Below are 24,264 nucleotides of genomic sequence, written 5' to 3' on the forward strand. Positions count from 1 at the left end.
TCGATTCTGGAGGCCCTCAATCATGACCACCTCCCCGAAGGGAGGGCGGTGTCCATTCCATCTCGACCCATTGCGGACTGTCGATATATGCGGAAATCAAATGGCTCTCGCCCGGCATAAAGTGGACGTACGAAGGCAGTCGCCCACAAGATCGCCGGCCTTTTCAGTCGCGCACTTTCGGCAAGCACCTATTCAAGGATGGAGGCCGGCCTCCTACCGATAACATACAAATGAATACCGTTCAACGCCGAGTCTATGTTGACGGCAGTCAATTATCGTTTCTTCGTCCGAGTTGACTTTATGCCAAGATAATTTCTCTCGTACATGTCAAGCAGTGTACTAATTTGCTGGTCCACGGCATCGTGCTTATCAGGGCTCCGCAGTTTCTGCAATAACTTGCAAATATATTTTGCGGGTAATTTCATTAGCACAACGCCGTGAGACTGATGCATTTCTTTGATCCAATCCAAATCCTTTCCGCTGTGCAGATTCTCGTCGACGTCTCGCGTAATCATGAACCCGAGTGCCCCATACGTTCCGGTCAAATATGATTGAAGCTGGCGATATTCCGCCGCCCCGGGCTCGGCATAATTTTTCACTTCGAAGATTGCCTGGCGCACTTTATAATCGCTTCTTACTCTGCGCCAGAACTCGGATTCTTCACGGTTCCGCCCCACAATGTCACGTCGCTGCACGGCCGCCCCGTTGGGGTGAGCTTGAATATTGGTGAGATGCGCTGCGAATGCAATTCGCAGCGCATCAAGACACCATAGCTCAAAGTTGCCTTGCCCTTCTTGACCAAGCGGAATTCTATCCAACTGAGCGATCGTCTGACCAATTCTTGTGTTTCTTATCTCCGGCGTGATCGATTGTACCTTGATGTCATATTCATCAGTTATTTCCTCAGCCTCCTCTGGCATTAACGCATTGCGACTCAAATTCAAACCTAGCCAGTAGCAGGGGTGAATTAATAACCTTGATTTATCGTCAAACGCGACATTCGGTGTTCTTCCATCGTGGCAAAAAGTGAAGGCACCCGTTGTCACCTCATGCACACCAAGAAATCCAACACTGTATAAACCCTGAAGGATCCCACTCGGCTCGAGAAGCCTAACGTCGCGCAGCACAACCTGAGGTTCATCTTCGCCAAGTCGTTCTATGACGTTCGACAGTAAGGCGATTGCGCCTCGAACATCGAATTCTGGCTCACCATCCGCAAATGCATTGGACACCACTTGTATAGACGGGAAAACCTTTTGATATTCCTTCCATAGATCCTCCAGGCGAGCGACTGAAATAGACTTGGCGGCAAATTCCAAATCCGTAAATATTGCAGTAGATCTATTGTCACGGGAGGCACAATAGAAAGCCTCATTCAATAATGACAACAGATCGCGCGGACGATAAAGTGTGAATTGCAGGCATTGCTTGAATCCGTCGCGACCTTGCAATTCGCCAGCGGTGCATCGGTCCCAAATCCGCTGATCTTTTTCTAGATCAAGCTTGAAACATACACGCATCCTGGATGCGGCTAACAGTAGCAGCTGCGCCCAATCCCAATGCAAACGGACTTCCTGCCCTTCAATGTTGCGAGAATAATCAGGGTCTTCTTTGGCAACCGCGCGATAGATATTGTCTCGCAAGAATATTATCGGCCTAATTTTCTCGGCACGTTTGTTCAATTCAATTGAGGCGTACACTAAGCCGGTTATGATTCCAATTCCAATCTCGTCCGGTTCATAACCTTCATCCAAGCGGTCCATCAATATTACAAAGCGTCGGTCAGAGAGGGCTGTAAGTGAGAGAACCTTATTTTCGATTTCATTTAAATCAAGATTTACCGGTAAATCTCCGACCGCCTCTTCGGGAGATACGCTTGATAAAAATGTTCTGGCGATGTGCCTACATTTGGTGAGGAGGCTCCCCTTCACGCTACTCCAACGTTGCAAGTGTTCGCGAAGAGTATCGTCCTTTTCCACGAAGTGAGCCAGCTTGTAATTACCTCGAATATAAGCGGCAATCTCCATGAGCATGGCGTAGCGCCAAAGCAACCTCGTGGATGCCCGCGCCAAATTGAACGAAGTCGAGAATGGCTTTAGGAGCGATCGAAATCCGATAACTTCTGTATCTTCCGGCGAGAAGCAAAGAACAACGATTTTCTTATCGTTTTCCCAATATTTCTGAAGCTGAAGGTAGAGTGCACTTTTTCCGGTGCCTCGGCGTCCAACGACAACGGTACGTTCGTCGGTCTCGATCAATGTGCGAAAATCGGCCGTGGGCACGAATGCTTCGCTGAGCATTTTTTGATCGTTCTCGGCCGTCGTATCGCCAAGTGCATTAGCTTTGAGATTTGTCATCGGTAACGGCTCGTCGCGTGATCTACGGACATCTCTTGTACTTACGTAGATTCTACATGCTTCGAGCTCAATGCCCGGACGTAAGAGGGACTTTGATCCTAAGGCGGGATCAGTCGCGGTTATGAGCGATGCACTAGTCGGAGGCAAGCACAAGCTCTTCGCTCAGGGGAGTCAATGGCCGCTACGGCTGCGACGCACTTGAGGCTGACAGGACAAATCTGTCCCGAAAGTCGGTTACTGGAGCAGACCGGCCGCTCCAGTGACGCGCTCCGCGAACCTGCGACTGACGCTTCATGGCCGAACGCGGAAAACCAACCAAGCCGAGCCCCCCGCTTTCGCTTTCGTCAACCTGGGTCAAGCAGACGCAAAAACAGCCCCGCCAAAAGTCGGTCAGCCCCGGATGTTTTCCTCGCAGTCTTCCCAGTACCGAAGCGGGTCGAGATGCTGTGGATAGTGCGACTTGAGCCACTCCGACAGCCTGGTCCAATCTGGATGGTTGGTCCCCGTTTGAGCAGACCAGATCGACGACCTTTCAAGAATTTGGCCGTTCCCGCGATCGCGGACCAGCAAGCTGCCTAGTCCGCTTAAACCGTTCGCCTGTGACTCAACCAAATACCTTGGCAGAATCCTTAATTCGGCATCGTTGGCCCATCCGTATACGGCGCGAACCACTCCGGAGGGATCGCGCAGCTCTGTGGGTCCGCTTGCCGGGCGTATGGCCGCCCACCCCTCAGGGAACTCGGTGACGACCTCGTTTTTATCTTCCCTCACCCACCTCACGCGCCATGCCCGCACCATTGCCTCGCGCATGCGAGATACCGACTCGTAGCCAGCAGGCAACTCGATCGCCATCGGAAGCGCAATGAGGTTGTCTTTCCAGAGTTTGGTTTCGTCGTCGACGCGCTCAACCGCGTCGAACATCCCCGGCTCGAATGGGTTCTCGGGCCGGCTCGATACTCTCGCTTGTCCTTGGGACAATCCCTCGAAAAGGCGCTCGGCATCATGCCGGGTCAGTTTCGTCTTTCCTTTTTTCATTTTGTCTCTCTACAGTAAGGTTGTCGCTAGCGCCTGCGCCCTTACGACCGAAATTAGGCGGCGTCCGTTACGCTGACTAGTAGAATCGCGAACTTTGTCCTGGGAGCGGAAAATGTCTTGGTTCATCTATGCAGTGCCTGAATACAACGAAGACGGAGCGCGCATCGAACCCTTCAGCGACCTTCGTAGCCGTGTCCTGAAAGTCAGTGGGCAGGCAATGGCGGACGAGCTGGAAAGCATCCGCGAGAACGCCGCGACGACGGCGGACACGCCCACGCGCCCGCTCCGAGACGCGGAAAATCCTTACGTATTTCCGATCCCCTATGCCGACTCCATGATCCTGGTCGGATTCATTTTCGAACTGAAACGCGAGCTCCAACATCTGGTGGTGTCACCCGTGGAAATGCCTTGGCTGAAAGACGCGTAAAAAAACGGGACGAATGAGGCAGCCCGAAACCTGCGAGGCAAGCTGCACGTGTCGCGAAGCAGTCTCCATGCATTCTCTGGACACCTGAAACGCCCGCCGACCGCCTGGGGTAACTCAGGCAACGACCTTTTGCTCTACGGCAGCCTCCTCGCGAATGCGACGGGCTTCGTCGCGCAGGAACTGCTGATAGTCGTCCAGATCGCCGTCGAAGGGCTCGACGCCACCCTTGGTGACCAGCCAGAACTCATCACATACCGCACGTAGCAGGGCCCGGTCGTGACTGACCAGCATCACCGTGCCCTCAAATTCGTTGAGCGCCACGGCTAGCGCTTCGCGGGTGGCCAGGTCGAGGTGGTTGGTCGGCTCATCGAGCAGCAGCAGGTTGGGGCGCTGCCACACGATCATGCACAATACGAGCCGCGCCTTTTCGCCGCCGCTCATCGTGCTAACCGCTTGATGGACCATGTCGCCGCTGAAGTTGAAGGTGCCGAGGAAGGTGCGAAGCGACTGTTCGGTTCCACTCTGACCAGGGGCGCGCATGTGAGCCGGCGTGTCCTTCGCAAGGCGAATCATGTGTTCCATCGGCGTGTCGAGCGGGCGCAGCACGTCGAGCTCCTGCTGTGCGAAGTAGCCGATGTTCAGGCCTTTGCCTTCGCTGATTTCGCCGGCGATCGGCGCCAGCGTATGCGCCACCGTCTTCACCAGCGTGGACTTGCCTTGGCCGTTGGCGCCGAGAATGCCGATCCGCTGCCCGGCCAGCACCGAACGGTTGATGCCCCGCACGATGACCGTGGGCGGCGTGCCCGGCAGCGCGTCGGTCGGCGCCGGGTAGCCGAAGCTCGCGTCCAGCATCGACAGCAGCGGGTTCGGGATGTTAAGGGGCTCCTTGAACTCGAAGTTGAATTCCGCCTCGGCCAGCACCGGTGCGATCTTCTCCATGCGTTCGAGCGCCTTGACACGGCTCTGTGCCTGCTTCGCCTTCGAGGCCTTGGCCTTGAATCGGTCGATGAATTTCTGGAGGTGAGCGATCTTGTCCGCCTGCCTGGCCACCGCGGCCTGCTGCAATACGAGCTGTTCGGCGCGCATGTCTTCGAACTTGCTGTAGTTGCCGCCATAGCGCACGAGCTTGGCGTTGTCGACGTGCACTGTCACCTCTGTCACCGCATCGAGGAATTCGCGGTCGTGGCTGATCACGACCATCGTTCCCTGATAGCGCTTGAGCCAGGCTTCCAGCCAGACGAGCGCGTCGAGGTCGAGGTGGTTGGTTGGCTCGTCGAGCAGCAGCAGGTCGGATGGGCACATGAGCGCGCGCGCCAGTTGTAGCCGCATGCGCCAGCCGCCGGAGAAGCTGTTGACCGGCTGGCTAAGCTGCGCAGCACTGAAGCCAAGGCCCAGGATCAGCGCTTGGGCACGTGCGGGGGCATCATGTGCGCCGGCGTCGTGCAGGGCCATGTAGGCGTGCGCCATGCGCATGCCGTCGTCACTAGCCTCGGCGGCGGCTACTTCGGCCTGCGCGGCCAGCAATACCGTGTCACCGTCGATGACGAAGTCCGTCGCGCTCTGCTCGGTCTCCGGCATTTCCTGCGCGACCTGGCCCATCCTCCACGCGGCAGGAATCGAGAACTCGCCGCTGTCTTCGTGCAGCGTGCCGTTGAGAAGACCGAAAAAGGACGATTTACCGGCGCCATTGCGGCCGACAAGACCAATCTTTTCGCCGGGCGCGAAGGTGATGGACGCGCGGTCGAGTACGACATTTACGCCGCGGCGCAGTGTGAGATTACGGACGGAAATCATAAGGAGCTACTTCGGAGAGGATTGGCATGATAGCCGAGTGGACGTCCAGGACTGTTTCTTTTCCAATCCCCTTGCACTTTGCGGCGCCCACCGGGAACAACGCGAGGTAGGCCTTGGCGCACCGGGCGTAACGGCTGCGGGGCCAGCGAACATGACGGCGGCCGAGCGGCGAGATCCTCGAAGACCTGTCCTTTCTGGCGATCTTCGGGGGGCATCGAGCACGGTTAACGGCCTGCGCTCAGTTCCTGCTGTCGCCGCACTCGCGCGTCCTCCTCAAGACGTGTCTCTTCGAGTTCTCGCAGCACGCCATCGATGTCCACAGGTTGCGTGTCGACTTCGATGCGACCGGTCAGTTCGGCATCGACATGCAGCCGCCCGGCTTCGAAGAGCGCCCAGATCTCCGTGCCATAACTCGCGGTGAGTATTTGCGGCGCAAACCGTCCGAAGTACGCGGCCAGGTTGTCGACGTCTCGCTTGAGCATCGAGGCGGCTTCGTTGTTGCCGGCTGCGTCGACGGCCTGCGGCAGATCAATGATCACCGGCCCATCCGCTGCCAGGAGGATGTTGTATTCCGACAGGTCGCCGTGAATCACCCCCGCGCAGAGCATGCGGACAACCTGGTTCAGCAGCAGCGCGTGCAGTTCGAGGGCGCGGGCTTCGGTCAGGTCCACATCGTTGAGCCTCGGTGCGACGTCACCCACTTCGTCCATCACCAGCTCCATCAGCAACACGCCGTCGGTACAGATATAGGGTTGCGGCACGCGCACACCTGCGTTGGCGAGCCGGAACAGCGCGTCGACTTCAGCGTTCTGCCATGACGCTTCCTGCATTTGACGGCCGTAGCGCGTACCTTTTTCCATCGCCCGCGCCTGCCGGCTGTTCTTGACCTTGCGACCGTCCCGATACGACGCGGCTTGCCGAAAACTGCGCTGCTTCGCGTCCTTATAGACCTTGGCGCAACGCGTCGAATCGCCGCTGCGCACGACGTAGACCGTCGCCTCCTTGCCGCTCATCAACTGGCCGATGACCTCGTCGATAAGTCCTTCTTCGAGAAGCGGTGCAAGTCGTTTGGGTATTTTCATACGATCGTCGGCTGTGAATGGCCCGCTGAGGTATGCGCGACCGACAAACCGATGAATCGAGCAGCCGGTGCCGGCGGCCGTAAGTTCGCTGCGAGGGAGATGAATGGAGCCATGCCGGATTATAAGGGTGGCCGGGGACGAGCCGACGCAAATCTCCCGGCGACTGCGTAGATGCATCGCGCCGCAGTTCCGTGATGCACCCGGAGATCTTGATGTGATGTATACGACACATTTCCATCCGGATTGGGGATATTGCGAGGTATACATCACATGAACCTTGCCGAGCTAGGTGAAGCGTTTCGGGAGGCACGGCTCGCTGCGAACCTGACGCAACAACAGGTCGCCTGGGCCTGAGCAAGACGGACATGGGAGACGCTGTCGAACGTGTCTCGGCCGCGGTTCACCAGGTTACGCCAATGGTGTCCGACCTCGCCGACAAATACCCTAATTTCCGCGAAGTCGCCAAGCGCATGCTAGACGCTTGGGCCTGCGGACTCGAAGACATCAAGCCCGACGCAAAGCCCGGCAAGTACAAGCCTGTGCCGCTGCGCGAGCAGATGGGCATGTCCGACCCTGACCCGGCCGGCGCGCGAAAGGACGCGAACCCCTACGCCAATCCTGATGGCGCTTTCAGCCACAAGTCCAGATAGCGCACCGGACCTGGCGCGCGTCGTGCAATTTCGGATCGAGCGCTCGACGAGCGCCGCTCCGAAACGCAGACTATGGCAAACGAGCGGTATTGATAGCCGCTTTCAAGGGGTAAACAGCCATCGTCTAGGCTGCTGCAAGATCTCCGCAAAACGCTAATTGATCGAGCATTCCAGCTCTGTGTCCCAGAGTCACGTCCGGCCATCTCAGCCGGCCCCCGAGCCACGTTAGCCAGTCTGAAACTCTTTCCGATAGGCGAACAACCCAGGCAACCCTCCGGTCATGACAAAGAGAATGTTTCTATCGGATGCATAACGACCCGACGTAACCCCTTCAACCAGCCCAGCGAACGCTTTCCCGCTATAAACAGGATCGAGCAGCAGCCCCTCCTGCGAGGCCAGTAACCGAACGGCGCCGCGCATCGAGTCCGTAGGCAATCCGTAGCCTAGACCGAGTTGCGATGAGTCGACGCGAACGGCATCGGGCGAAATCTCCCCCTGAAGATTGATGATGCGAGCCGTCGCTCGTGTCTTCTCGAGCGCGACACGCAGAGCATCTGCGGCTGGGGCATAGACGGTGTAGCCGTCGATTTCGATTGCGCCGTTACCGAGCGCCGCGAATCCGGCAACCAGCCCGGCATGCGTGCCGCCACTTCCATTAGGCACAACGATGCGATCGAAGTGCAGGCCGAGTACCTTGGACTGGTGCTCGATTTCGGCTGCGCAAGCCGCGTAGGCGACACAGCCAATCGGACTCGATCCACCGAACGGGCAGACATAGACTTGGCGACCGGCGGCGCGCAATTCGTCCGCGCGCGCGATTGCATAGGCCATCGCATCGGCAGAGGCCGGCAAATCGTGCACACGCGCGCCGAATAGGCCATCGAGCAGGACGTTGCCGCTTTCGGTGTAGTCGGCGTCCTCGCGGGGCACCGATCGTACGAGAACGACCTCACATCGCATACCCGCGCGGGCTGCCGCAGCCGCGGTCAGACGCGCGTGATTCGATTGTCTCGCGCCCACCGTGATAACCGTGTCGGCACCCGCGTGCAATGCTTCGCCAATCAGGAGTTCCAGTTTCCGCAACTTGTTTCCGCCACCGCCCACGCTGCCTAGGTCGTCCCGCTTGACGTAAATATTCGCGCCGCCGAGATGCGCGCTTAAGCGCGGCAAAGCGTGAATGGGTGTTGGGCCGTCGAGCAGACGATATTGCGGTACCTGGATTGAATCGAAGCCGAACAAACCCTCGGGACGCACTTGTGCGTTACGCGCGAAAACGGCTGACTTATCGATACTCATGCAAGCACCTTGTGACGATTGATGGCTGCGAAACTGATTCGCTCGCATAGTTGCGAGAACTCAATGCCGGATGCCGCTGCCGACTGCGGGAGCAGGCTCGTGGCAGTCATGCCTGGCAGCGTATTCACCTCGAGACACCAAAGATTTCCCTGCGCATCGAGTCTGAGGTCAGTGCGGCTGTAGCCGTCGAGTTCCAGCAGTGCATGAGCACGCAAGGCGATGCGTTGCGCCGCTTCCCGTGTGTCCGCCGGCAAGTCGGCTGGAAATTGTTCGAGCACGTGACCTGCCTGATATTTCGATCGGTAGTCGAAAACCTCGCCAACCTTGACGAAGATTTCACCGACACTCAACGCCTGCGCGCCCAGTACGCCGACCGTAAGTTCTCGACCCTCGATGAACTGCTCCACCATTACTTGGGCGTCGAACCGACGAGCGAGCTTCACCGCTTCTTCTAGTGCGTCGGGGGTACGCACCAGCGACAGTCCGACCGTCGAGCCTTGCCGATTCGGTTTGACGATGAGCGGATAGCCTACGCGCCGGAGTATGTCATCGGCGTCGCACGGCAGCATCAGCCAGTGCGGCGTACGGATGCCGCTCGCGCAGAACAGGCGCTTTGCAACATTCTTGTTCATGGCAAGCGCGCTACCCACGTGCCCGCTGCCTGTGTAGGGCACGCCCGCGATGTCGAGCATCGCCTGAATAGTGCCGTCCTCGCCTGTACCACCGTGCAGTGCGAGAAACACGACATCGGCATCGGTCAGTTCGCGAAAGCGGAGCAGATCGAAAACCGTCGACGGCAATTGGGCTAGTTCGTCGGGCGGCGGCGGGGTGTCCTTCACGCTCGACTTCAAGATGCGTGCGTCCTCTTCCGGCGAGAGTGGGCCGAGTGCGGTGTCTATGGCCACCACGCTGTGACCGACGCTTCGCAGCGCCTTGATCACTTGACCAGCGCTGGAAATCGAGACCTCTCGCTCTTCGCTGGTACCGCCGAAAAGTACCGCGATCTTAAGTTTAGGGTCGTGCATTGTTCTCTTCGCGCGATGAAAAATAGTGGGAGACAGCGCAGCCGGTCCTTCCCGTGAAATGTTGCGGGGAAAAATCCGTCCGTTCTGTTGCTGTTAGGTGGCCACTGTAAATTGCGATTTCATCCGCGTATATTTATTGTTTTTGGCGTAATGCATTAGCCAATCTTAATAATTTATCGGGTGGAGGCGAGCGTTGGAGTTCGGACGACTGAAGGCACTTGTGGAACTGGCGAGGTGTGGGACGATGGCGGCCGCCGCTGAGGCTTTGCATCTGACGTCATCGGCCGTTTCACAACAGATCGCGCAACTGGAGGAGGAGGCTGGCGTTCGACTTACCGAACGAATCGGCCGTGGCGTCAGGCTGACGCCGGCCGGTCACGCATTGGTCACGCATGCCGAACGGGTGATGGTTGTACTGGACGAGGCGCGCTCGGAGCTGGCGGAGTTACGGCGCGAGATCGCCGGAGAACTTCGTATTGCCGCGTTTCCTTCGATCGCTTCTCTCGTCTTGCCCGATGCGGTCAAGCGGTTGCGGCTCGCCCATCCTCGGCTGGAAATCGCACTCGAGGAACTGGAGCCCATCGACGCAGTTGCGGCGCTACGCGCGTGGCGAACCGACATCGCGCTGATCGACGATCTGTCGATCGAAGCCAGCAAAGACCGGCAGAATATCGAGCTGGTCCCGCTCACGGAGGATCTCCTCTACGTGGCGGTCGCGACGGATCATCCGTTGAGCAAAAGGCGATCGCTGGGTGTTGCCGATCTCCGAAACGAAGCTTGGGCAATGGAATCGACGTGGAGCACCTTCGGCGGTTTCGTCATCGAATTATGCCGCCGCGCCGGCTTCGAGCCTCATATCAACGCTAAATGCCGCGGCTCCGAAATGGTTGAAGCGATGGTGGCCTCCGGCTGCTCGGTGTCGGTTGCCCCTGGCCTGCGAGTTCAGCGGGCGTCGGCCGGCGTAGCGTGGATCAAGTTGAAGCCGGAGGTGCGGCGCAAGATATATGTCGCTTATCGCCGCGGCGAACGTAAGCATCCAACCATCAAGGTGTTCGTCGAGGAAATCGTTCGGGCGGTATCGAGCTTCCCCGCACGATGAGCAAGCCTCAACCGCGGAGCGCCACAGTAAGCACCACGAGAGCCGAGAAGACCAGCGCCGGGGCGAGATGCCCGAACGGCTCCCGATTTCGTAGCAATGTGAAGAGCGCGCCGATCATGATCGCACCGGCCAGCGTCAGGCCTAAGACGCGGGTTTGTTGTCCAACAAGAAGTGCCGCACTCAACAGTTCGAGAACGCCACAGAGCAAATGAAACCATGCCGGGTAACCCCAGCGTGCGAAGTTGTGCTTCACCGCGCCGCGTCCCGCGAGATTGACCACCCCCGCAATCGTGAACAGAATCGCCACGATCGTCGCGAGAACCGATTCGAAAGATACAGTGGTGAGCGCCATCGTCATGCTCCGTTGCTTTGCCGAAAGTGCTGCTGGCTAGAGAGGTCCGCAATTAGTCCAGGGCCGAGGGGTTTCCACGCAAGAGCTCGCCGAGCATGCTGGCCGCTTACCGTCTGGTCGAGCGCCAGTGCGTCAGCAAATGGCCCAAGCGATTGGCGCGCATCGTCGAGCGGCCAGAATTCGACGCGTTCGGCACCCACCGAGGCCCGAATCGCTTCGCCCATTTCGGCGACGGCAACGGCATCTTCCGCTACCACGTTGAGGATCTGTCCGGTGACTTGATCGTCCCCGCTCGCCAGTCGCTCTACCGCGCTCAGATATGCGATGGCGAGGTCATCGACGTGCACGGCAGGCCAGTGATTGCGACCATCGCCGACAATTCTCACACTGCCGGTTTGACGGACCATGCCGGCAAGCATGCCGAACACGCCGCCGCCGTAGCCGTGCACCATCGCGGGCCTGAGGATCACTGCGGCAATCGAGCGACGTGCTGCCAACGCCAGCACGCGTTGCTCCACCGCTGGCCGCCAGGTGACGAGTGGTGTCGGATTCAACGCCGATGCTTCGGTTGCGGGCTCGCCGTGCGTATCGCCGTAGACCCAAGTGCCCGACGTATAGACAAAGGCCGCCCTCGGACGTAAATGCGAGAGCATCGCTTCAACGGCGGCCTCGTCAGCAGCGGCGGCGGAGGCATCGTTGGTCGACGCGGCGTGCACCACGCCATCGGCGGCACCGGCAGCCGCAGCGAAAGACCCCGGCTCACGCAAGTCGCCGCCATGCAGTTTCACGCCAAGACGTGCCAGTGTGCTCGCGCCCGCCGAGCTGTCGTCGCGCACCAGCGCCGTTACCTGATGGCCGAGGCTGATTGCCTTGCGCGCGACCGCTTGCCCGATGTAGCCCGTGCCACCTGTCATGAACAGTTCCATAGCGTTTTCCTAGATGAGTGTCCGCAAAGTCGATAAGTCAAAAACACGAGACTCATCAGTCTCGTTTGCGAAAATCTAAACGAGACTGGCCAGTCTTGTCAACTACCGCTCGATCTGATATTTATCGGGGGATGAACACGTCCTCTCCGTCCGACCTGAGCCCGCTGCAACGCCGTAAGCGGTCCGCTATCCTCGACGGTGCGAGAACCGTTTTTTTAAGCCAAGGTTTCGGCCTGGCAACGATGGACGACGTCGCCGCGGCTGCGGGCGTCGGCAAGCAGACGGTCTATCGCCACTTCAAGTCGAAGGAGGCTCTCTTCGTTGGTCTGGTGAGTTCGATGTGCGCTCAGGTGGGGGGAACTCTTGTCAGCGCTCAGGACGAGCAATCCGATGGCTCGCCCGACGTCGAGTTGCGCCGCTTGGGATGGGTGTTGGCGCAAATCCTTATCGAGCCGGATTATCTGCGGCTTTACCGGGCCATCGTAGCCGAGGCCGAGCGTTTTCCGGAACTGGGCCAGGTGTTTTACGAAAACGGGGCGAAGGTCGTGCGCGCCTTCGCTGCCGAGATTCTGCGAAAGCGATTTGATGAATCGACTGCTGCGCTGCGAGCAGCGACCTTCGTTCAGTTGGTGCTAGGCGACGCGTATTTGGAATTGTCGATTGGCTACGCGGTGCCCGATGTTGAAGCGCGCTTTGCGCTACAGATCGACGAAGCGGTGGCTGCCGCGCTTCGCTAAAAGCGGGGGTATAATTACAATTTAGAACGAAAATCCGTGTCAACTTGCAGATAAGGGGCTCTTCCATGCTGCACAGCTACGCAGCCACGAACTTCCAATCGTTCCGGGAGCGGGTTGACGTCGATCTTGTCGTCAACTTGCGTGCGCCGGATACCGACTGGATTGCGACCTGTGCAACTGGCCAGCGGGTATCGAAGGTGGCGGGGGCTATCGGTGCGAATGGCTCAGGCAAGACGGCTCTACTTAAGCCTATGGCTTTCCTCGGCTGGTTCTTCACGTCATCTTTCCAACAAGCGCAAGTCGGCTCCAACGTTCCTGTCCATCCGCACTTCGCCAACGCCGGCGAGCCTGTCGAAATCGAGTGCACGGCTGACGTGGATGGCGAGCTCTGGCGGTACGTTCTACGTTGCACGCCGGAGCGAGTTCTTCATGAAGCCCTGTATCGCAAGCACGACCGTTTTCGCTACGTCTTTATCCGTGAGTGGAGCGAGGCCAAGTCGGCTTACGTCGTGCGGCAACAGGATTTTGGCCTTGATTCAGCGAAAGCGGTCGAAGCGCGGCCGAACGTCTCACTGATTTCCTGGGCGGCCCAATACGGCGTTCCATTGGCGCTTCGATTAGCCAGCCCGTATATCTATAGCAACGTCGGGGTTTTAGGGCGCGTGAGCACCGGCGATTTGGGGGTACTCGAAGCAGCAAAGGGATTCCACGCGAATGCAGCGCAGCGGGCTGAGATGGAGCGCTTGCTCTGCGGCTGGGATCTGGGCCTCTCGGGTGTAGAGATTCGGGAAGCCGAGGTCACGCCGAATCCGCTGGCACCGGACCAGAAGGAGAAGATTTGGGTGCCGTTTGGACGACATAAAAGTCGCGGAGAAGAATACACGCTGCAACTGTTTATGGAGTCGAACGGCACGAAGAGCGCGTTCTCGCTTCTTTCCTCTTTGCTACCGGCGTTGAGCGTTGGCGGTCTAGCCGTGATCGACGAATTCGAGAGCGATCTACATCCCCATATGCTCGACGCCATCCTCGGCTTGTTCGCCAGTGCGAGGACCAATCCGCACAGCGCGCAGCTCCTATTCACCAGCCATGCGATGGAAGTGCTAAACGTGATCGAGAAGCACCAGGTGATCTTGGTCGAAAAGAACGCCGATTGCGAGAGCAGTGCCATTCGGCTCGACGACGTTACCGGCGTACGGCCGGACGTGAGTCTCTACGCCAAATATATGGCAGGGGCTTTCGGGGCCGTCCCGGATCTGTGATGGCCAAGAAACGCACTTCTCGGGCCGAGTACGAAACGTTGCTGCTGGTCGGCGAAGGGGAGACGAAGGTCGCATTCCTGAACCATGTCAAGGCACTGTATGCGCCACGCGGCTGCGGTCTCGCGGTAAAAGTGATGTGTGCCAGAGGGAAGGGGGCTGCGCATGTCGTCGACGTAGCAATACGGCAGAAACTTAACGCCGCTTACGACTCAGTTGCAGTGCTACTCGATACGGACCAAGACTGGGGGCCGGCAGTTGACAAACGTGCGCGTCACCACGGCGTGCAGGTCCTCTGTTCCGAACCGATGTTCGAAGCCAAGATGTTGCGCGTGCACCGGCAGCCGGCACGAGGGCGCTCGGAGGAGTTGAAGCGCCGCTTTGCTCCGCTAGTCAACGGAGATGGTCTCGATCCCAAAAACTACGGCACGCACTTCGGCGATCGAATTTTGCAAACGGCGCGCCAACGAGAGTCGACGCTCGATCGGCTTCTCCAATTACTACGTCGGTAATCCGGACGATCGAAGCGTGCGCCGCCATGTCCGCTCTAGCCCTGGGCGGTAGCTCACATATTGCTCATCTAGTACACGCTCTGCGTTGTCTGACGATGAATTGATGCTCCGCGCGCGGACGGCGCACTACGGCCTTAAGCGACCGTCCCGGTGCGCTCGAATTGGCGGTTCATCAGCGCGTAGTCGCCCGTGATCGACCAGTGGCAAAGCCCGTTGATGAACTGCCGCCACACAACTGCTTTTGCTTAGTACAGCTTCTTCGGTGGCATTGACCGTTTGATCTGCTTTCGGAGTCGGGCAACAGCGGCCGCCTTCTTGCGTTTGCGCTTCGCCGTCGGGGTTTCATAAGCCGTTCTGGCCCGTAGTTCTTTGATCAAACCCGTGCTTTCGATGGAGCGCCGAAAGCGGCGCAACGCGACGTCCACCGGTTCGTTCAGTTTGGGGGTAACGGTAGTCAATTTTCTTCCTAGTTGTGAGCTTGCGCGTATGGTTTGCGGCGTAGAACAGGGGGTGAATCACAACGCTAAATCGAGAACGTGCGTATCTTCAGCACACGTATCGATGAGGTGTTCGGCGTAGGCGGTGGACGCACGCCGTGCGTCGCCGGCGCTCTGGAAGGGGCGCGTCGCTTCGACCCGGAACACACGGCTACGGGGCGTTTCCCCTGAGCTTTCCGGTTCCTGGATACGCACGGCAGCGTCAAACCCTTCGTCGTAGTTGTGTCCGCTTCCGGGCGCGGTGGCGCGATGTGGGTAGACCAGTGGATACACTTCCAGTCCACGGTAGAGGCGGTTCGTCATGAAAGACCTTTCAGGCCGCGTCAACGCGCGACAATTGGGAAAAGGGAGTGAGCGACTGCGTTCAGTCCTCACGTGATCGGCCGCATCGTTCGGCCTTTGAGAAAGTGAGCGGCCCGATCTTGTTCGAAGCGATGACCGGGAGAGGGCGGGGACGGACGGGTGGGGCAAAGAGCGCTTTCATGCTACACCCATTGCCCGATTTGTACAGCGATTGTTTTCTTGCTCCGCTTCGTTTCGACGCAGACTGCGAGGATCGACGGCGGGCATGTGATTGACGCTGCATGCGCTCGGCTTACAGCGTTGCCCTCAACCGCGCGCGTCGACCCAGTCGCGCGCCCAGCGTGTCGAGTACCGAAGCGCCAGTTCCTCGCTCGGGAAGTAATCGAGCGAATAGAACTGATAGCGGCCTTCGGCATGTGTGCAATCGGTACGCTTGAGCAGCAGGTCGGATGAAAAACTACCATCGGGCAAACGATGCGCCGAGGGATGGACGGAATAACCGTTGTATTGCTGAATCTGTTTGGTTTGCATTTTTAGTTTTAATGATGTTGGACTGCGGGCGTGCCGTGCAAAATGTGCGCAGGTACGCCGATTCGAAGCCATTGCGAGCTGAATCTCAAGCAGCCGGAAAACGGCGTTGAAGCCAGGGAGAGAATGAGGCAGAACAAGGCGCGTAAGGCTTGGCAAGCTCCGGATAAACGGACTCTGCCAAGAACGATTGCGCCAATATTGGGAGATATAGCTCCCGGAGGGTGCTGCCGCCGCCCGGCTCCCTCGCGAGAAACCGGGCGCTTCAAACCTTACAGCGGCTGGATGTTAGCCGCTTGCAGACCCTTCGGGCCGCGCTTCGTTTCGAAGCTCACCTTCTGATTTTCAGCCAGCGTCTTGAATCCGTCGCCCTTGATTTCGGAGAAATGCGCGAACAGGTCGTCGCCGCCGTTATCGGGGGTGATGAAGCCAAAGCCCTTGCTGTCGTTGAACCACTTAACGGTACCGGTATCCATAAAAAATCCTTGAGAAAAATACAAAAATTGACTCTGCGAAAGAGTGCCTGAAGCTTCAAGGAGGGAGAGGACAACGAATACCGCTGAGGAGCGAGCAATTGATGAACAGCAATCGAACTTCTTGAACTTCGAACGACACGGTACCCGCTAGGTGCTACTAGCGTCAACACTTATGTTGTAACTGTTTTACCAGGAGGATCGCTCCGCTCTTCGGCGCGGAGCGATGGGGACCTATTTGATCGGCTGATCCAACAATTCACATCGGCGGTACGACGCCATCCTTCTCAACCACAACCTGACGTCCCGCATAGCTCCCGTCCTTCTCCTGCGTCGCCACGACGAAGACTTTCTTGCCGGTCGACAGTTCGGCGCGCGTGGCGGGAACCAGCGTCACAACAGGTGCATTGACCGGTACGTTGATCGTACTGCTGCCACCTTTATAGGAAAGTTTGAGTTCGCGCCCGTTCGTGCTTTGAACGACCGTATCCACATTGGCGTTCGTCATCGTGCTGTTCGCACCGAGATCCCACGCATAGTGTCCTTCCCCCATGCCGCGTGCGGCTTCGGGGAAGACGAGCACTTCCTTCGCCGTCAACTTGCCGTCCTCGCCCGGCATGGCAGCGGCGCCGACATAGGAGCCCGGCTTGATATCGGAAAGCTGAATGGCTTTCACGGCGTTCACGTTGGCCGACGGGGCGACGTCAATTAGCACCGTGTCGCCGCTACGGCGGTGAATTTTCAGGCTATTGCCGGAGAACGAGACGATCTCGCCGCGGATCCGCTCGGGCTTGCCCGCGGCGGATTGAGCGAATGCGGTACCCGCGAATGTCAGTGCGACAGCGGAGGCGACGAGTTGGCGTCGAATGGACATAGATGCTCCTTAAGGTCGATTGCGTCTAACAATGAATTTCACCGGCATAGTTCGCGAAGTTCAGAGCTTCAAGAACCGCCGAACCAGTTGTATCCCTGGTTCTCCCAATAGCCGCCGGGGAATGCGTTGGTCACCGTGATAGCGACGATATGTTTCGGATTCTTGTATCCGAGCTTGGTGGGAATGCGCAGCTTCATCGGGAAGCCGTATTTCGCGGGCAGCACGTCGCCGTCATACGTCAGCGTCAGCAGCGTTTGCGGATGCAGGGCGGTCGGCATGTCGATGCTCGTCCAGTAGTTGTCCGCGCAATGAAATGCGACATACTTTGCGGTCGTGTCGGCGCCGGCTCGTAACAGGAAATCGGCGAATCGCACACCGCCCCATTTACCGATAGCGCTCCATCCCTCGATGCAGATATGCCGTGTCACCTGACTCTCCTGCGGCAGCATGCGGAGTTCGTCCAGCGTCCACACGCGTTTGCCTTTGACGAGCCCATTGAGTTCGAGGCGATAGTTCGCCGCATCCACGTCCGGCACCTGGTCGATGTCGTAGTACGCATTGAACGGAAAAGGGCGCGTGATCATCGACTCGGGATAAGTCGGCGCTAGCTTGCGCGCATCGAAGAGCGACGCTTGCACGTCGTCGTTGAACGACGATATCTTTTGCAGCATGGAATTGACTGACTGGTCGTTCGTCAGGTCGCAACCCGAGAGCAGCATCAGCCCCCCGAGCGAGAGGATTCGCTTGCCGAACAAGCGCCGCTGCGGCAACGCGAGTTCCTTTTGCGCGTCTTTGACGATGGATTTTGCGTCGAGCAGAGAGGCCACACTAGGCCTTGTATGGCGTTTCGGGATCTTCATCGATCAGTGCCCCCGAATCATCGTGAGCAGAGAGCGCGGAACGAGCGCAACCATCACGATATGAACGACGAAAAAGCCGACGAGCACGCTCATCGCGAAGAAATGAACGACGCGCGCGTTGTCGTAACCGCCCATCAACGTTTGCAGGAGAGGCAACTGCACCGGTTTCCAAATGGCGAGACCCGACAACACCGCAATCACGAGATCGGCGATAACCACGAGATAGGCGAGCTTCTGCACGGCGTTGTACCTGTCGAGGTTGTCGTGACTGAGCTTGCCGCGCAGCGCTGCAACGAAATCGCTAGCGATGCCGCGTACGTCGAGCGGAAGCAGCTTCTTATGCAGCCGTCCCGTCGCGACGTTTAAAACAAGGTAGACGAGAAGATTGGCGAGAAGAATCCACATGACCGCGAAGTGCCAGCGCAGCGCTCCGCCGAGCCAGCCACCGAGCGTGATCGCTCGCGGAAACGTGACGGCCCCAAAGATCGGAGAGGCGTCGTAGACCTGCCAGCCGCTTAGGCACATGCCGATGACGGCTACGGCATTGATCCAATGGAAAATGCGAACCCACACGGGATGAATCGGCGAGCGTTTCAAAAGAACTTCCTCATAGCCGGGCATGTCGTTGACGTTCGATATGCCGGCGCTGTTGGCATGACAGAAGGATCGCCGCGGCAGCGCTGCGCCGGTATCGGTCAAATGACCGACCTCCTCTAGTCGAATGCTGCGTTATAGTCGTGCGCAATGAACGCTTGCCTTCGATCGGTGAATCAGTGAACGGAAACAGCAATGCGCCGGGTGAAGAACGCGCGCGGGTCCGCGTGTACGACGCCGTCAGAGCGCTCGCCTTCGTCGGCGACCTCAGCATGGGGCAGCCGACAGACCATTCGCTCCGAACGGCTTGGCTGGCCGCCCACTTGGCTCGCGAAGCGGACGAGGGGGACGGCCTTATCGTCACGGCGGCGCAAACGGCGCTGCTGAGGTGGTCCGGCTGCACGGCCAATGCGTCGGAGTTCGCAGAAGTGCTCGGCGACGACGTGGCAGGTCGAGAGGCGATGCTCGCGCAGAGGCAGGATTGGATGCAGCGGATCGCGTCTCAGGAAGTCGCTACTACGATGCGGCCGCTCGCGCAGATTCACTGCGACGTCTCGGGCGAGATCGCGCGAATGTTGAACCTGGCGCCCGATACCGAATCCGCGCTGCGCCATATCTTCGAAGTCTGGGACGGCAACGGCATGCCGGACGGTCTCGCCGGTGAGGCGGTGCCCCGTGGCGTGTACGTGGTATCGCTGGCCGGCGACTTGGAAATCTTCAGCCGTGTCTACGGCTTACCACGTGCCCTCGACTTGATCGCCGCTCGCGCGGGGACGCGCTATCCGGCCGACCTGGCCGCGCTGGTAGCCGCTCGAGCCGCGCATTGGCTGGCGCTGCTGGAGACCGGGGAACTCGCCGGAATCGACGAGTCGATAGAAACGGCGCAGATGCAAGCGACGACGTCGGCCGAACTGATCGGCGATGTCATCGACCTGAAGCTGCCGTGGATGACGGGATATTCGCGTGCGGTTGCTCGTGCGGCCTCTGCTTGCAGTGTTGCGCTCGGCGCGGACGAAGCGAGTGCCACGCGCGTCTACGCCGCAGCGCTGATTCACGGAATCGGGCGCGCGGCCGTGCCGAATGCAATCTGGAATTCGCCTCGGCGGCTGTCGGATGCCGAATGGGAGAAAGTGCGGCTCGTACCGTACTGGACTGGCCGAGCGGGCAAGCAAACCGGCACGCTCGCGCGCGCGGCGGAACTGGCTTCATACGCGTACGAACGCCTCGATGGCTCCGGCTACTTCCGCGGCGTAGGCGGGCAGGCATTGTCGTTCGATGCGCGCGTGCTGAGTGCCGCGGTCGCGTTTGTTTCGCTGGGTCAGAAGCGGCCTTGGCGCGATGCTCTGTCTGCGAGCGAGGTCGCTCAAACGATGCGCGTCGAAGCGAGCGAAGGCCGCTTCGACGGCGAAGTCGTGGCTGCGCTGATCGATACGCGGGATGTGCTGCCACGAGGCGCCCGGCTACGACCATCGACAATTCGGCTTACCGCGCGCGAGATCGACGTATTGCGCTCGATCGGCCGCGGTGCGAGCAACAAAGAAGCTGCGCGCGAACTGGACCTGAGTCCGAGTACCGTCCGTACGCACGTGGAGAGCGTATTCCGTAAGCTCGACTGCTCGACGCGCGCGGCGGCTACGCTGAAGGCGTCGGCGCTGGGGCTGCTGTAATAGGGGGCAGCCGGTCTTATAGTCGTGATTTCGTCACCGTCTACCGTCAACGCGCATTATTTTCGCGGCGCTATTACATTAGGTTATGCGTGGAATGAAGCGGGAGCCGGATGACTCCCGGTGCAAGATCAGCCACCACTCAACGCAGCCCGGCGCACCGCCCAGCCACCGGCCACGAGCGCAGTGACGGCAAGCACTAATCCAAACGACATCCCCGCGGCAGCCAATCCGACGTAGTCGATCAGATACCCGGTCGCCACAGGCAGCAGGCCCGCGGGAATATAGCCGCCGATGTTCAGAACCGCATTGGCCTGTGCCCGGTGACTAGTCGGAACGTGCAAACCGATCAGACTGAGCCCGCCCAATTGCCCGAGCCCTTGGCCTGCTCCGGCGAACAAGGCGGAGGCAATCAGCGGGAGCACCATCGACCCATGGATGGCCCATACGAGGCAGAGCATCGCCACTATCGTGCTCGATGCGCTTGCTACGAAAATCCGAGTAATGGACCACCGCTGCGCGACGAACTGCACGCCGACGGCCGTGAAGAACATCGCGGTGGCCATTCCACCGGCAAGCAACGGGCTGCGCACTTCGAGCAATCGCGCTAGCAACGACGGGCCTAACGCCAGCACGAACGACGTCGCGGTGATGCCCGGCCCGAATGTGGCGATGCCGCAGAGAACTTGGTGCCGATTGGCGAGCGGAACATGGGGTAGGCGCAGGCGAAAGGGGCCGTCTTTTTGTGCTTCGTGTGTCGGCAGACGCAGCGCGATCGCCAGAGCACTGAGCAAGATTAGCGACTCCACGATGAAGACCGGCGGCACGGGATGCGCAAGCGTCTGTGCGGCGGCGCCGGCCAGCAGCGGCCCTAAGCCCGCGCCCAATACCATGGCGATGGAGGCCAATAGCGCAGCCTGGCGCTTGCGCTCGGCACCTCCCGCATCGACCACGGCTGCCATCCCGGCCGAAACGATCGTGCCCACCGAGATACCGGCGAGACAGCGGCCGATAGCGAGCATCGTGACTGAGGTAGCGGTGCCGAACAGCCCGCAAGCGAGAATCGCCGAGACGAGGCCGGGGACGAGCACGAACTTACGCCCATAGCGGTCGGAAAGCTGCCCCGCAACGAGCAAAGTACCGAGCAGACCGGCGATATAGAGCGCGAAGATGACCGTCAGCATGCCGGACGAAAACCCGAGTTGTTCCTGCCAACGCACGTAAAGCGGCGTCGGCGAGTTCGACAGCATGAAAACAGCGGTGATCATCCAGGCGGCATGCGACATCCTCGTCCGCGACGAGGCAGCAATATCGGGTGACCGGCCGCAAACGGCAGAGGACGTATGGGGCACTGATGTTCTCCTGTACGAGTTTTTTCGAACTGTACACTAGTTCGAAAAAACTCGTACAGCTGTTATAGTGAGCGCACCATGAAAAAATCGCCTTCAAATCGCCGAGCGCAAGCGTCGGCTCTGACGACGTCCAACGATCTCCCGCCGCCGCTGGAGGAGCCCGCTCTGGAAGCCTTGCGGTTGGAGGACGTTCTGGCTGCGCTAGCGGATCCGCTGCGGCTCACCATCGTCCATAAGCTGATGCTGGAATCGGACGCTTACGATCATCCTTGCGGCTGGTTCGGTTTCGACCGTCCGAAGTCTTCGCTGACCCACCATTTCAAGGCGCTGCGCGAGGCGGGAGTGCTCCGCCAGCGCCAATATGGGCTTGAACGACGCAGTCGTTTGCGCCAAGAGGATCTGGATGCTCGTTTTCCGGGGTTGTTGGCGCTGGTGGTGGATTGGCGACCGCCTGCGTGACGACTAGGGGATGCGCGAAGGGGCGCGAATTCCCCCATACGCCCGCGCGGCGCTGCGTGCTATGGTAGTAACATATCGAGGGCGAGAGCCGGATCGACGCTAAGCGAGCGCGGGGGCGAGCTTGAGCGAATTGACGAACAGTTCACGGGTATTCCTCTCTACGCTGCGGGCAGGGCGCCGCGAGCGTCAGTTTGCGATCGCCGTCGTTATGCTTACGGTGATCGCCTTTCTGTTGGCCGCGCCTTTCGCGAAAATCCAACTGCCGCGGGTGTGGGCCTTTATTCCGGTCTACGAATCGGCCGTCGTTGTCTGCGATTTACTCACGGCGACGCTATTGCTGGGCCAATATCGGATTTTGCGGTCCAAAGCGTTGCTTGTGTTGGCGACGGGGTATTTGCTGACGGCCTTTACGGCTACTGCGCATTTGCTCACGTTTCCGGGCGTGTTCTCCGATACGGGCTGGCTAGCGGCGCGTAGTCAAAGCACGGCCTGGCTTTATGTGTTCTGGCATGGAAGTTTTCCGGTCGTCGTTATCGCCTATGCGTGGCTCAAGCGCGATGACGCGGCGCCGCTAACGAGCGGAAAGCGCCTTTGCGCACCGGCGATTTTGGGTAGCATCGTTTTTGCCGCGCTTATCGCCGCGGCGTTTGCGACCTTAGCCACGCGAGGCTACGATTGGTTGCCGCCGCAGCTCTCCGGGCCGGCGCTGGCGCCGCGTTATACCGTGGCGCACGCCGTCGTGCTGACGCTCACATGGTCGATCAGCCTGCTTGCGCTCGTGACGCTACTCTGGCGGCGGCCGCACTCCGTACTGGACCTGTGGCTGATGGTCGTCACCTGCGCATGGCTGTTCGATATCGCATTCGCGGGCGTGCTCAATCACAGCCGCTTCGATCTCGGTTTCTACGTGGGCCGCATTTACAGCCTGTGTGCCGCGAGCTTTGTGTTAGTCGTATTGACGGTCGAGAACATCAATCTTTATGCGCGTGTCGTACGGGCGCTCGATAGCGAGCGCATCGAGCGAACGCACGCGCAGTCGCAGACGGTGCAATTGAACGAAGCGAACGCACTGCTCGAGCATCGCGTCGCTGCGCGGACCGCTGCGCTTACGGCATCGAACCGCGATCTGCTCAACGAAGTGCTCGTGCGCAAACGGGCCGAAGCGGCACTAGAGCACTCACGCGAGGAGCTGCGCGAATTGGCGGCGATCGGTACCTCTGCGCGCGAGCAAGAAAACCGGCGTATTGCGCGCGAATTGCACGATGAACTCTGTCAGACGCTCGCGGCTTCGCGCCTCGAGCTTGAACTCGTTTCGGACCGGGAGGGATTGGAGGCCGAACTGGCGGCCGTGCATAGGCTGCTCGACGAAGCGGTCGTCGCCACTCGACGTATTGCGGCGGACTTGCGGCCGTTGGTACTCGACGACCTCGGTCTTGTCGCCGCCGCGGACTGGCTCGTACAGAACTTTCGCCAGCGTCACGGCATCGAATGCGATTTGATTGTCGATCCGCCGAATCTGGATCTCGATGAGCCTCAAGCAACGGCGGTATTTCGTATCATGCAGGAATCGCTGACCAACATCGGGCGGCACGCGCATGCTTCGCGAGCAAGGCTCAGTTTATTGCGCAAAGACGATCACATACTATTGGTCGTGCAGGACAACGGAGCGGGATTTGACCTTTCGGCGCCGCGCAAGCTGAACTCGTTCGGCCTTTCGGGCCTTCGCGAGCGTGCTTACCTCGTTGCAGGCGACGTCAGCATCGAATCGTCGCCGGGCATCGGCACGACGATCAAAGTTCGCATTCCGCTGCCTGCCGTGCGAGTAACATCTACGTCCGATACGGCCCTCGGTTCTGTGGGGTTGTCCGTCGTCAACGAGAAGCAAGAGGAACGTAGTAGATAATCCGAAAGCCTAAGTCTCGCGTGCCGGTTCAGGGCTGGCGCCAAATTTGCGATACTGTACGCATCCGCAAGTGCTCGCGTTCGGCGAGCGCACCCGAATTTTCGATGTCGATCGTGAGGCCAGGCAGGCCGCGATCCATTGCAAGACTAATTGAGTAGATAGGAAACCACGATTATGGTGAAGGGAAGAATTCCGGACGAACAGGCCCG

25 protein-coding genes are annotated in these 24,264 nt (G+C 59.3%); 9 read left to right on the forward strand and 16 right to left on the reverse strand.

What is annotated here, in order from left to right; genetic code table 11:
- Positions 1 to 272: 272 nt before the first annotated feature.
- Together AB1286_RS25035 and AB1286_RS25040 are read right to left on the reverse strand one after the other, a co-directional pair.
- Positions 273 to 2,357 carry a P-loop ATPase, Sll1717 family gene (locus AB1286_RS25035; RefSeq protein ID WP_430365926.1) on the reverse strand — a complete coding sequence of 695 codons (2,085 nt, stop codon included), beginning with the start codon at positions 2,355 to 2,357 and terminating at the stop codon, positions 273 to 275.
- A gap of 390 nt (positions 2,358 to 2,747) precedes the next feature.
- Positions 2,748 to 3,392 carry a hypothetical protein gene (locus tag AB1286_RS25040; protein ID WP_430365927.1) on the reverse strand — a complete coding sequence of 215 codons (645 nt, stop codon included), beginning with the start codon at positions 3,390 to 3,392 and terminating at the stop codon, positions 2,748 to 2,750.
- A 112-nt stretch (positions 3,393 to 3,504) separates the two neighbouring features.
- Between AB1286_RS25040 and AB1286_RS25045 the strand changes: the two genes are divergently transcribed.
- Positions 3,505 to 3,819 (forward strand): helicase, encoded by a 315-nt coding sequence (locus tag AB1286_RS25045; protein WP_430365928.1) that lies wholly within the window; start codon positions 3,505 to 3,507, stop codon positions 3,817 to 3,819.
- A 114-nt stretch (positions 3,820 to 3,933) separates the two neighbouring features.
- On the opposite strand, the gene AB1286_RS25050 is transcribed toward AB1286_RS25045, so the two are convergent.
- Together AB1286_RS25050 and AB1286_RS25055 are read right to left on the reverse strand one after the other, a co-directional pair.
- The gene (locus AB1286_RS25050; protein WP_430365929.1) at positions 3,934 to 5,613 is read right to left on the reverse strand and encodes an ABC-F family ATP-binding cassette domain-containing protein; all 1,680 of its coding nucleotides are present in this window, start codon (positions 5,611 to 5,613) and stop codon (positions 3,934 to 3,936) included.
- 224 nt (positions 5,614 to 5,837) lie between these two features.
- A complete protein-coding gene (locus tag AB1286_RS25055; RefSeq protein ID WP_430367311.1) occupies positions 5,838 to 6,695 on the reverse strand; it encodes a PA4780 family RIO1-like protein kinase in 858 nt (285 codons plus the stop codon).
- 365 nt (positions 6,696 to 7,060) lie between these two features.
- Between AB1286_RS25055 and AB1286_RS25060 the strand changes: the two genes are divergently transcribed.
- Positions 7,061 to 7,345: a hypothetical protein gene (locus AB1286_RS25060; RefSeq protein WP_430365930.1), complete on the forward strand. Its 285-nt coding sequence runs from the start codon at positions 7,061 to 7,063 to the stop codon at positions 7,343 to 7,345.
- A gap of 225 nt (positions 7,346 to 7,570) precedes the next feature.
- Here AB1286_RS25060 and AB1286_RS25065 read toward each other — a convergent pair whose 3' ends face one another.
- Positions 7,571 to 8,641, reverse strand: coding sequence for a D-cysteine desulfhydrase family protein (locus tag AB1286_RS25065; protein WP_430365931.1), 1,071 nt, complete (start codon positions 8,639 to 8,641; stop codon positions 7,571 to 7,573).
- On the reverse strand, positions 8,638 to 9,666 hold the full coding sequence (locus tag AB1286_RS25070; RefSeq protein ID WP_430365932.1) for a D-alanine--D-alanine ligase family protein: 1,029 nt from the start codon (positions 9,664 to 9,666) through the stop codon (positions 8,638 to 8,640). The genes AB1286_RS25065 and AB1286_RS25070 overlap by 4 nt, the downstream gene beginning before the upstream one ends.
- Before the next feature lie 193 nt (positions 9,667 to 9,859).
- On the opposite strand from AB1286_RS25070, the gene AB1286_RS25075 reads away from it, so the two are divergent.
- Entirely contained in the window at positions 9,860 to 10,765 is a 906-nt protein-coding gene (locus AB1286_RS25075; RefSeq protein ID WP_430365933.1) for a LysR family transcriptional regulator, read from the forward strand.
- 7 nt (positions 10,766 to 10,772) lie between these two features.
- Here the strand turns inward: AB1286_RS25075 and AB1286_RS25080 are convergent, their stop codons facing one another.
- Both AB1286_RS25080 and AB1286_RS25085 read right to left on the reverse strand, forming a co-directional pair.
- The gene (locus AB1286_RS25080) at positions 10,773 to 11,117 is read right to left on the reverse strand and encodes a DoxX family protein (protein WP_430365934.1); all 345 of its coding nucleotides are present in this window, start codon (positions 11,115 to 11,117) and stop codon (positions 10,773 to 10,775) included.
- Between the two features lie 2 nt (positions 11,118 to 11,119).
- Complete coding sequence (locus tag AB1286_RS25085; RefSeq protein ID WP_430365935.1) at positions 11,120 to 12,043, reverse strand: NAD-dependent epimerase/dehydratase family protein; 924 nt, start codon at positions 12,041 to 12,043, stop codon at positions 11,120 to 11,122.
- Positions 12,044 to 12,174: 131 nt separating this feature from the next.
- On the opposite strand from AB1286_RS25085, the gene AB1286_RS25090 reads away from it, so the two are divergent.
- The 3 genes from AB1286_RS25090 (at position 12,175) to AB1286_RS25100 (ending at position 14,548) form a co-directional block, all read left to right on the forward strand.
- Complete coding sequence (locus tag AB1286_RS25090) at positions 12,175 to 12,780, forward strand: TetR/AcrR family transcriptional regulator (RefSeq protein ID WP_430367312.1); 606 nt, start codon at positions 12,175 to 12,177, stop codon at positions 12,778 to 12,780.
- Between the two features lie 65 nt (positions 12,781 to 12,845).
- Complete coding sequence (locus AB1286_RS25095; protein ID WP_430365936.1) at positions 12,846 to 14,039, forward strand: AAA family ATPase; 1,194 nt, start codon at positions 12,846 to 12,848, stop codon at positions 14,037 to 14,039.
- Complete coding sequence (locus AB1286_RS25100) at positions 14,039 to 14,548, forward strand: hypothetical protein (RefSeq protein ID WP_430365937.1); 510 nt, start codon at positions 14,039 to 14,041, stop codon at positions 14,546 to 14,548. Before AB1286_RS25095 ends, AB1286_RS25100 begins: the two co-directional genes overlap by 1 nt.
- Positions 14,549 to 14,793: 245 nt before the next feature.
- On the opposite strand, the gene rpsU is transcribed toward AB1286_RS25100, so the two are convergent.
- The 7 genes from rpsU to AB1286_RS25135 all read right to left on the reverse strand — a co-directional run bounded on the left by rpsU (position 14,794) and on the right by AB1286_RS25135 (position 18,704).
- Positions 14,794 to 15,006: a 30S ribosomal protein S21 gene (rpsU, locus tag AB1286_RS25105; protein ID WP_430365938.1), complete on the reverse strand. Its 213-nt coding sequence runs from the start codon at positions 15,004 to 15,006 to the stop codon at positions 14,794 to 14,796.
- A 57-nt stretch (positions 15,007 to 15,063) separates the two neighbouring features.
- The gene (locus tag AB1286_RS25110) at positions 15,064 to 15,348 is read right to left on the reverse strand and encodes a hypothetical protein (protein WP_430365939.1); all 285 of its coding nucleotides are present in this window, start codon (positions 15,346 to 15,348) and stop codon (positions 15,064 to 15,066) included.
- Positions 15,349 to 15,654: 306 nt separating this feature from the next.
- A complete protein-coding gene (locus tag AB1286_RS25115; RefSeq protein ID WP_430365940.1) occupies positions 15,655 to 15,879 on the reverse strand; it encodes a hypothetical protein in 225 nt (74 codons plus the stop codon).
- Between the two features lie 269 nt (positions 15,880 to 16,148).
- Complete coding sequence (locus tag AB1286_RS25120) at positions 16,149 to 16,352, reverse strand: cold-shock protein (protein WP_430365941.1); 204 nt, start codon at positions 16,350 to 16,352, stop codon at positions 16,149 to 16,151.
- Positions 16,353 to 16,608: 256 nt separating this feature from the next.
- A complete protein-coding gene (locus AB1286_RS25125; protein ID WP_430365942.1) occupies positions 16,609 to 17,223 on the reverse strand; it encodes a hypothetical protein in 615 nt (204 codons plus the stop codon).
- A gap of 68 nt (positions 17,224 to 17,291) precedes the next feature.
- A complete protein-coding gene (locus tag AB1286_RS25130; RefSeq protein ID WP_430365943.1) occupies positions 17,292 to 18,083 on the reverse strand; it encodes a molybdopterin-dependent oxidoreductase in 792 nt (263 codons plus the stop codon).
- 3 nt (positions 18,084 to 18,086) lie between these two features.
- Positions 18,087 to 18,704: a cytochrome b/b6 domain-containing protein gene (locus tag AB1286_RS25135; protein WP_430367313.1), complete on the reverse strand. Its 618-nt coding sequence runs from the start codon at positions 18,702 to 18,704 to the stop codon at positions 18,087 to 18,089.
- Positions 18,705 to 18,856: 152 nt separating this feature from the next.
- Between AB1286_RS25135 and AB1286_RS25140 the strand changes: the two genes are divergently transcribed.
- Positions 18,857 to 20,344 (forward strand): HD domain-containing phosphohydrolase, encoded by a 1,488-nt coding sequence (locus AB1286_RS25140; RefSeq protein WP_430365944.1) that lies wholly within the window; start codon positions 18,857 to 18,859, stop codon positions 20,342 to 20,344.
- Positions 20,345 to 20,472: 128 nt separating this feature from the next.
- Here the strand turns inward: AB1286_RS25140 and AB1286_RS25145 are convergent, their stop codons facing one another.
- Positions 20,473 to 21,627, reverse strand: a complete 1,155-nt coding sequence (locus AB1286_RS25145; RefSeq protein ID WP_430365945.1) for an MFS transporter — start codon at positions 21,625 to 21,627, stop codon at positions 20,473 to 20,475.
- A 144-nt stretch (positions 21,628 to 21,771) separates the two neighbouring features.
- On the opposite strand from AB1286_RS25145, the gene AB1286_RS25150 reads away from it, so the two are divergent.
- Complete coding sequence (locus AB1286_RS25150; protein ID WP_430365946.1) at positions 21,772 to 22,152, forward strand: ArsR/SmtB family transcription factor; 381 nt, start codon at positions 21,772 to 21,774, stop codon at positions 22,150 to 22,152.
- Between the two features lie 121 nt (positions 22,153 to 22,273).
- Positions 22,274 to 24,055, forward strand: coding sequence for a sensor histidine kinase (locus AB1286_RS25155; protein ID WP_430365947.1), 1,782 nt, complete (start codon positions 22,274 to 22,276; stop codon positions 24,053 to 24,055).
- Positions 24,056 to 24,264 lie beyond the last annotated feature (209 nt).

Origin of the sequence: Trinickia sp. NRRL B-1857 (assembly GCF_050470685.1) — a bacterium.
In the GTDB taxonomy this organism is placed as follows: Bacteria; Pseudomonadota; Gammaproteobacteria; order Burkholderiales; family Burkholderiaceae; genus Trinickia.

What these genes read in the sequence shown, in the direction of transcription:
- AB1286_RS25035 (WP_430365926.1), bottom strand. Translation starts at nt 2,357, where the DNA reads ATGACAAATCTCAAAGCTAATGCACTTGGCGATACGACGGCCGAGAAC.
- AB1286_RS25040 (WP_430365927.1), bottom strand. Translation starts at nt 3,392, where the DNA reads ATGAAAAAAGGAAAGACGAAACTGACCCGGCATGATGCCGAGCGCCTT.
- AB1286_RS25045 (WP_430365928.1), top strand. Translation starts at nt 3,505, where the DNA reads ATGTCTTGGTTCATCTATGCAGTGCCTGAATACAACGAAGACGGAGCG.
- AB1286_RS25050 (WP_430365929.1), bottom strand. Translation starts at nt 5,613, where the DNA reads ATGATTTCCGTCCGTAATCTCACACTGCGCCGCGGCGTAAATGTCGTA.
- AB1286_RS25055 (WP_430367311.1), bottom strand. Translation starts at nt 6,695, where the DNA reads ATGAAAATACCCAAACGACTTGCACCGCTTCTCGAAGAAGGACTTATC.
- AB1286_RS25060 (WP_430365930.1), top strand. Translation starts at nt 7,061, where the DNA reads ATGGGAGACGCTGTCGAACGTGTCTCGGCCGCGGTTCACCAGGTTACG.
- AB1286_RS25065 (WP_430365931.1), bottom strand. Translation starts at nt 8,641, where the DNA reads ATGAGTATCGATAAGTCAGCCGTTTTCGCGCGTAACGCACAAGTGCGT.
- AB1286_RS25070 (WP_430365932.1), bottom strand. Translation starts at nt 9,666, where the DNA reads ATGCACGACCCTAAACTTAAGATCGCGGTACTTTTCGGCGGTACCAGC.
- AB1286_RS25080 (WP_430365934.1), bottom strand. Translation starts at nt 11,117, where the DNA reads ATGGCGCTCACCACTGTATCTTTCGAATCGGTTCTCGCGACGATCGTG.
- AB1286_RS25085 (WP_430365935.1), bottom strand. Translation starts at nt 12,043, where the DNA reads ATGGAACTGTTCATGACAGGTGGCACGGGCTACATCGGGCAAGCGGTC.
- AB1286_RS25090 (WP_430367312.1), top strand. Translation starts at nt 12,175, where the DNA reads ATGAACACGTCCTCTCCGTCCGACCTGAGCCCGCTGCAACGCCGTAAG.
- AB1286_RS25095 (WP_430365936.1), top strand. Translation starts at nt 12,846, where the DNA reads ATGCTGCACAGCTACGCAGCCACGAACTTCCAATCGTTCCGGGAGCGG.
- AB1286_RS25100 (WP_430365937.1), top strand. Translation starts at nt 14,039, where the DNA reads ATGGCCAAGAAACGCACTTCTCGGGCCGAGTACGAAACGTTGCTGCTG.
- AB1286_RS25110 (WP_430365939.1), bottom strand. Translation starts at nt 15,348, where the DNA reads ATGACGAACCGCCTCTACCGTGGACTGGAAGTGTATCCACTGGTCTAC.
- AB1286_RS25115 (WP_430365940.1), bottom strand. Translation starts at nt 15,879, where the DNA reads ATGCAAACCAAACAGATTCAGCAATACAACGGTTATTCCGTCCATCCC.
- AB1286_RS25120 (WP_430365941.1), bottom strand. Translation starts at nt 16,352, where the DNA reads ATGGATACCGGTACCGTTAAGTGGTTCAACGACAGCAAGGGCTTTGGC.
- AB1286_RS25125 (WP_430365942.1), bottom strand. Translation starts at nt 17,223, where the DNA reads ATGTCCATTCGACGCCAACTCGTCGCCTCCGCTGTCGCACTGACATTC.
- AB1286_RS25130 (WP_430365943.1), bottom strand. Translation starts at nt 18,083, where the DNA reads ATGAAGATCCCGAAACGCCATACAAGGCCTAGTGTGGCCTCTCTGCTC.
- AB1286_RS25135 (WP_430367313.1), bottom strand. Translation starts at nt 18,704, where the DNA reads ATGCCCGGCTATGAGGAAGTTCTTTTGAAACGCTCGCCGATTCATCCC.
- AB1286_RS25145 (WP_430365945.1), bottom strand. Translation starts at nt 21,627, where the DNA reads ATGTCGCATGCCGCCTGGATGATCACCGCTGTTTTCATGCTGTCGAAC.
- AB1286_RS25150 (WP_430365946.1), top strand. Translation starts at nt 21,772, where the DNA reads ATGAAAAAATCGCCTTCAAATCGCCGAGCGCAAGCGTCGGCTCTGACG.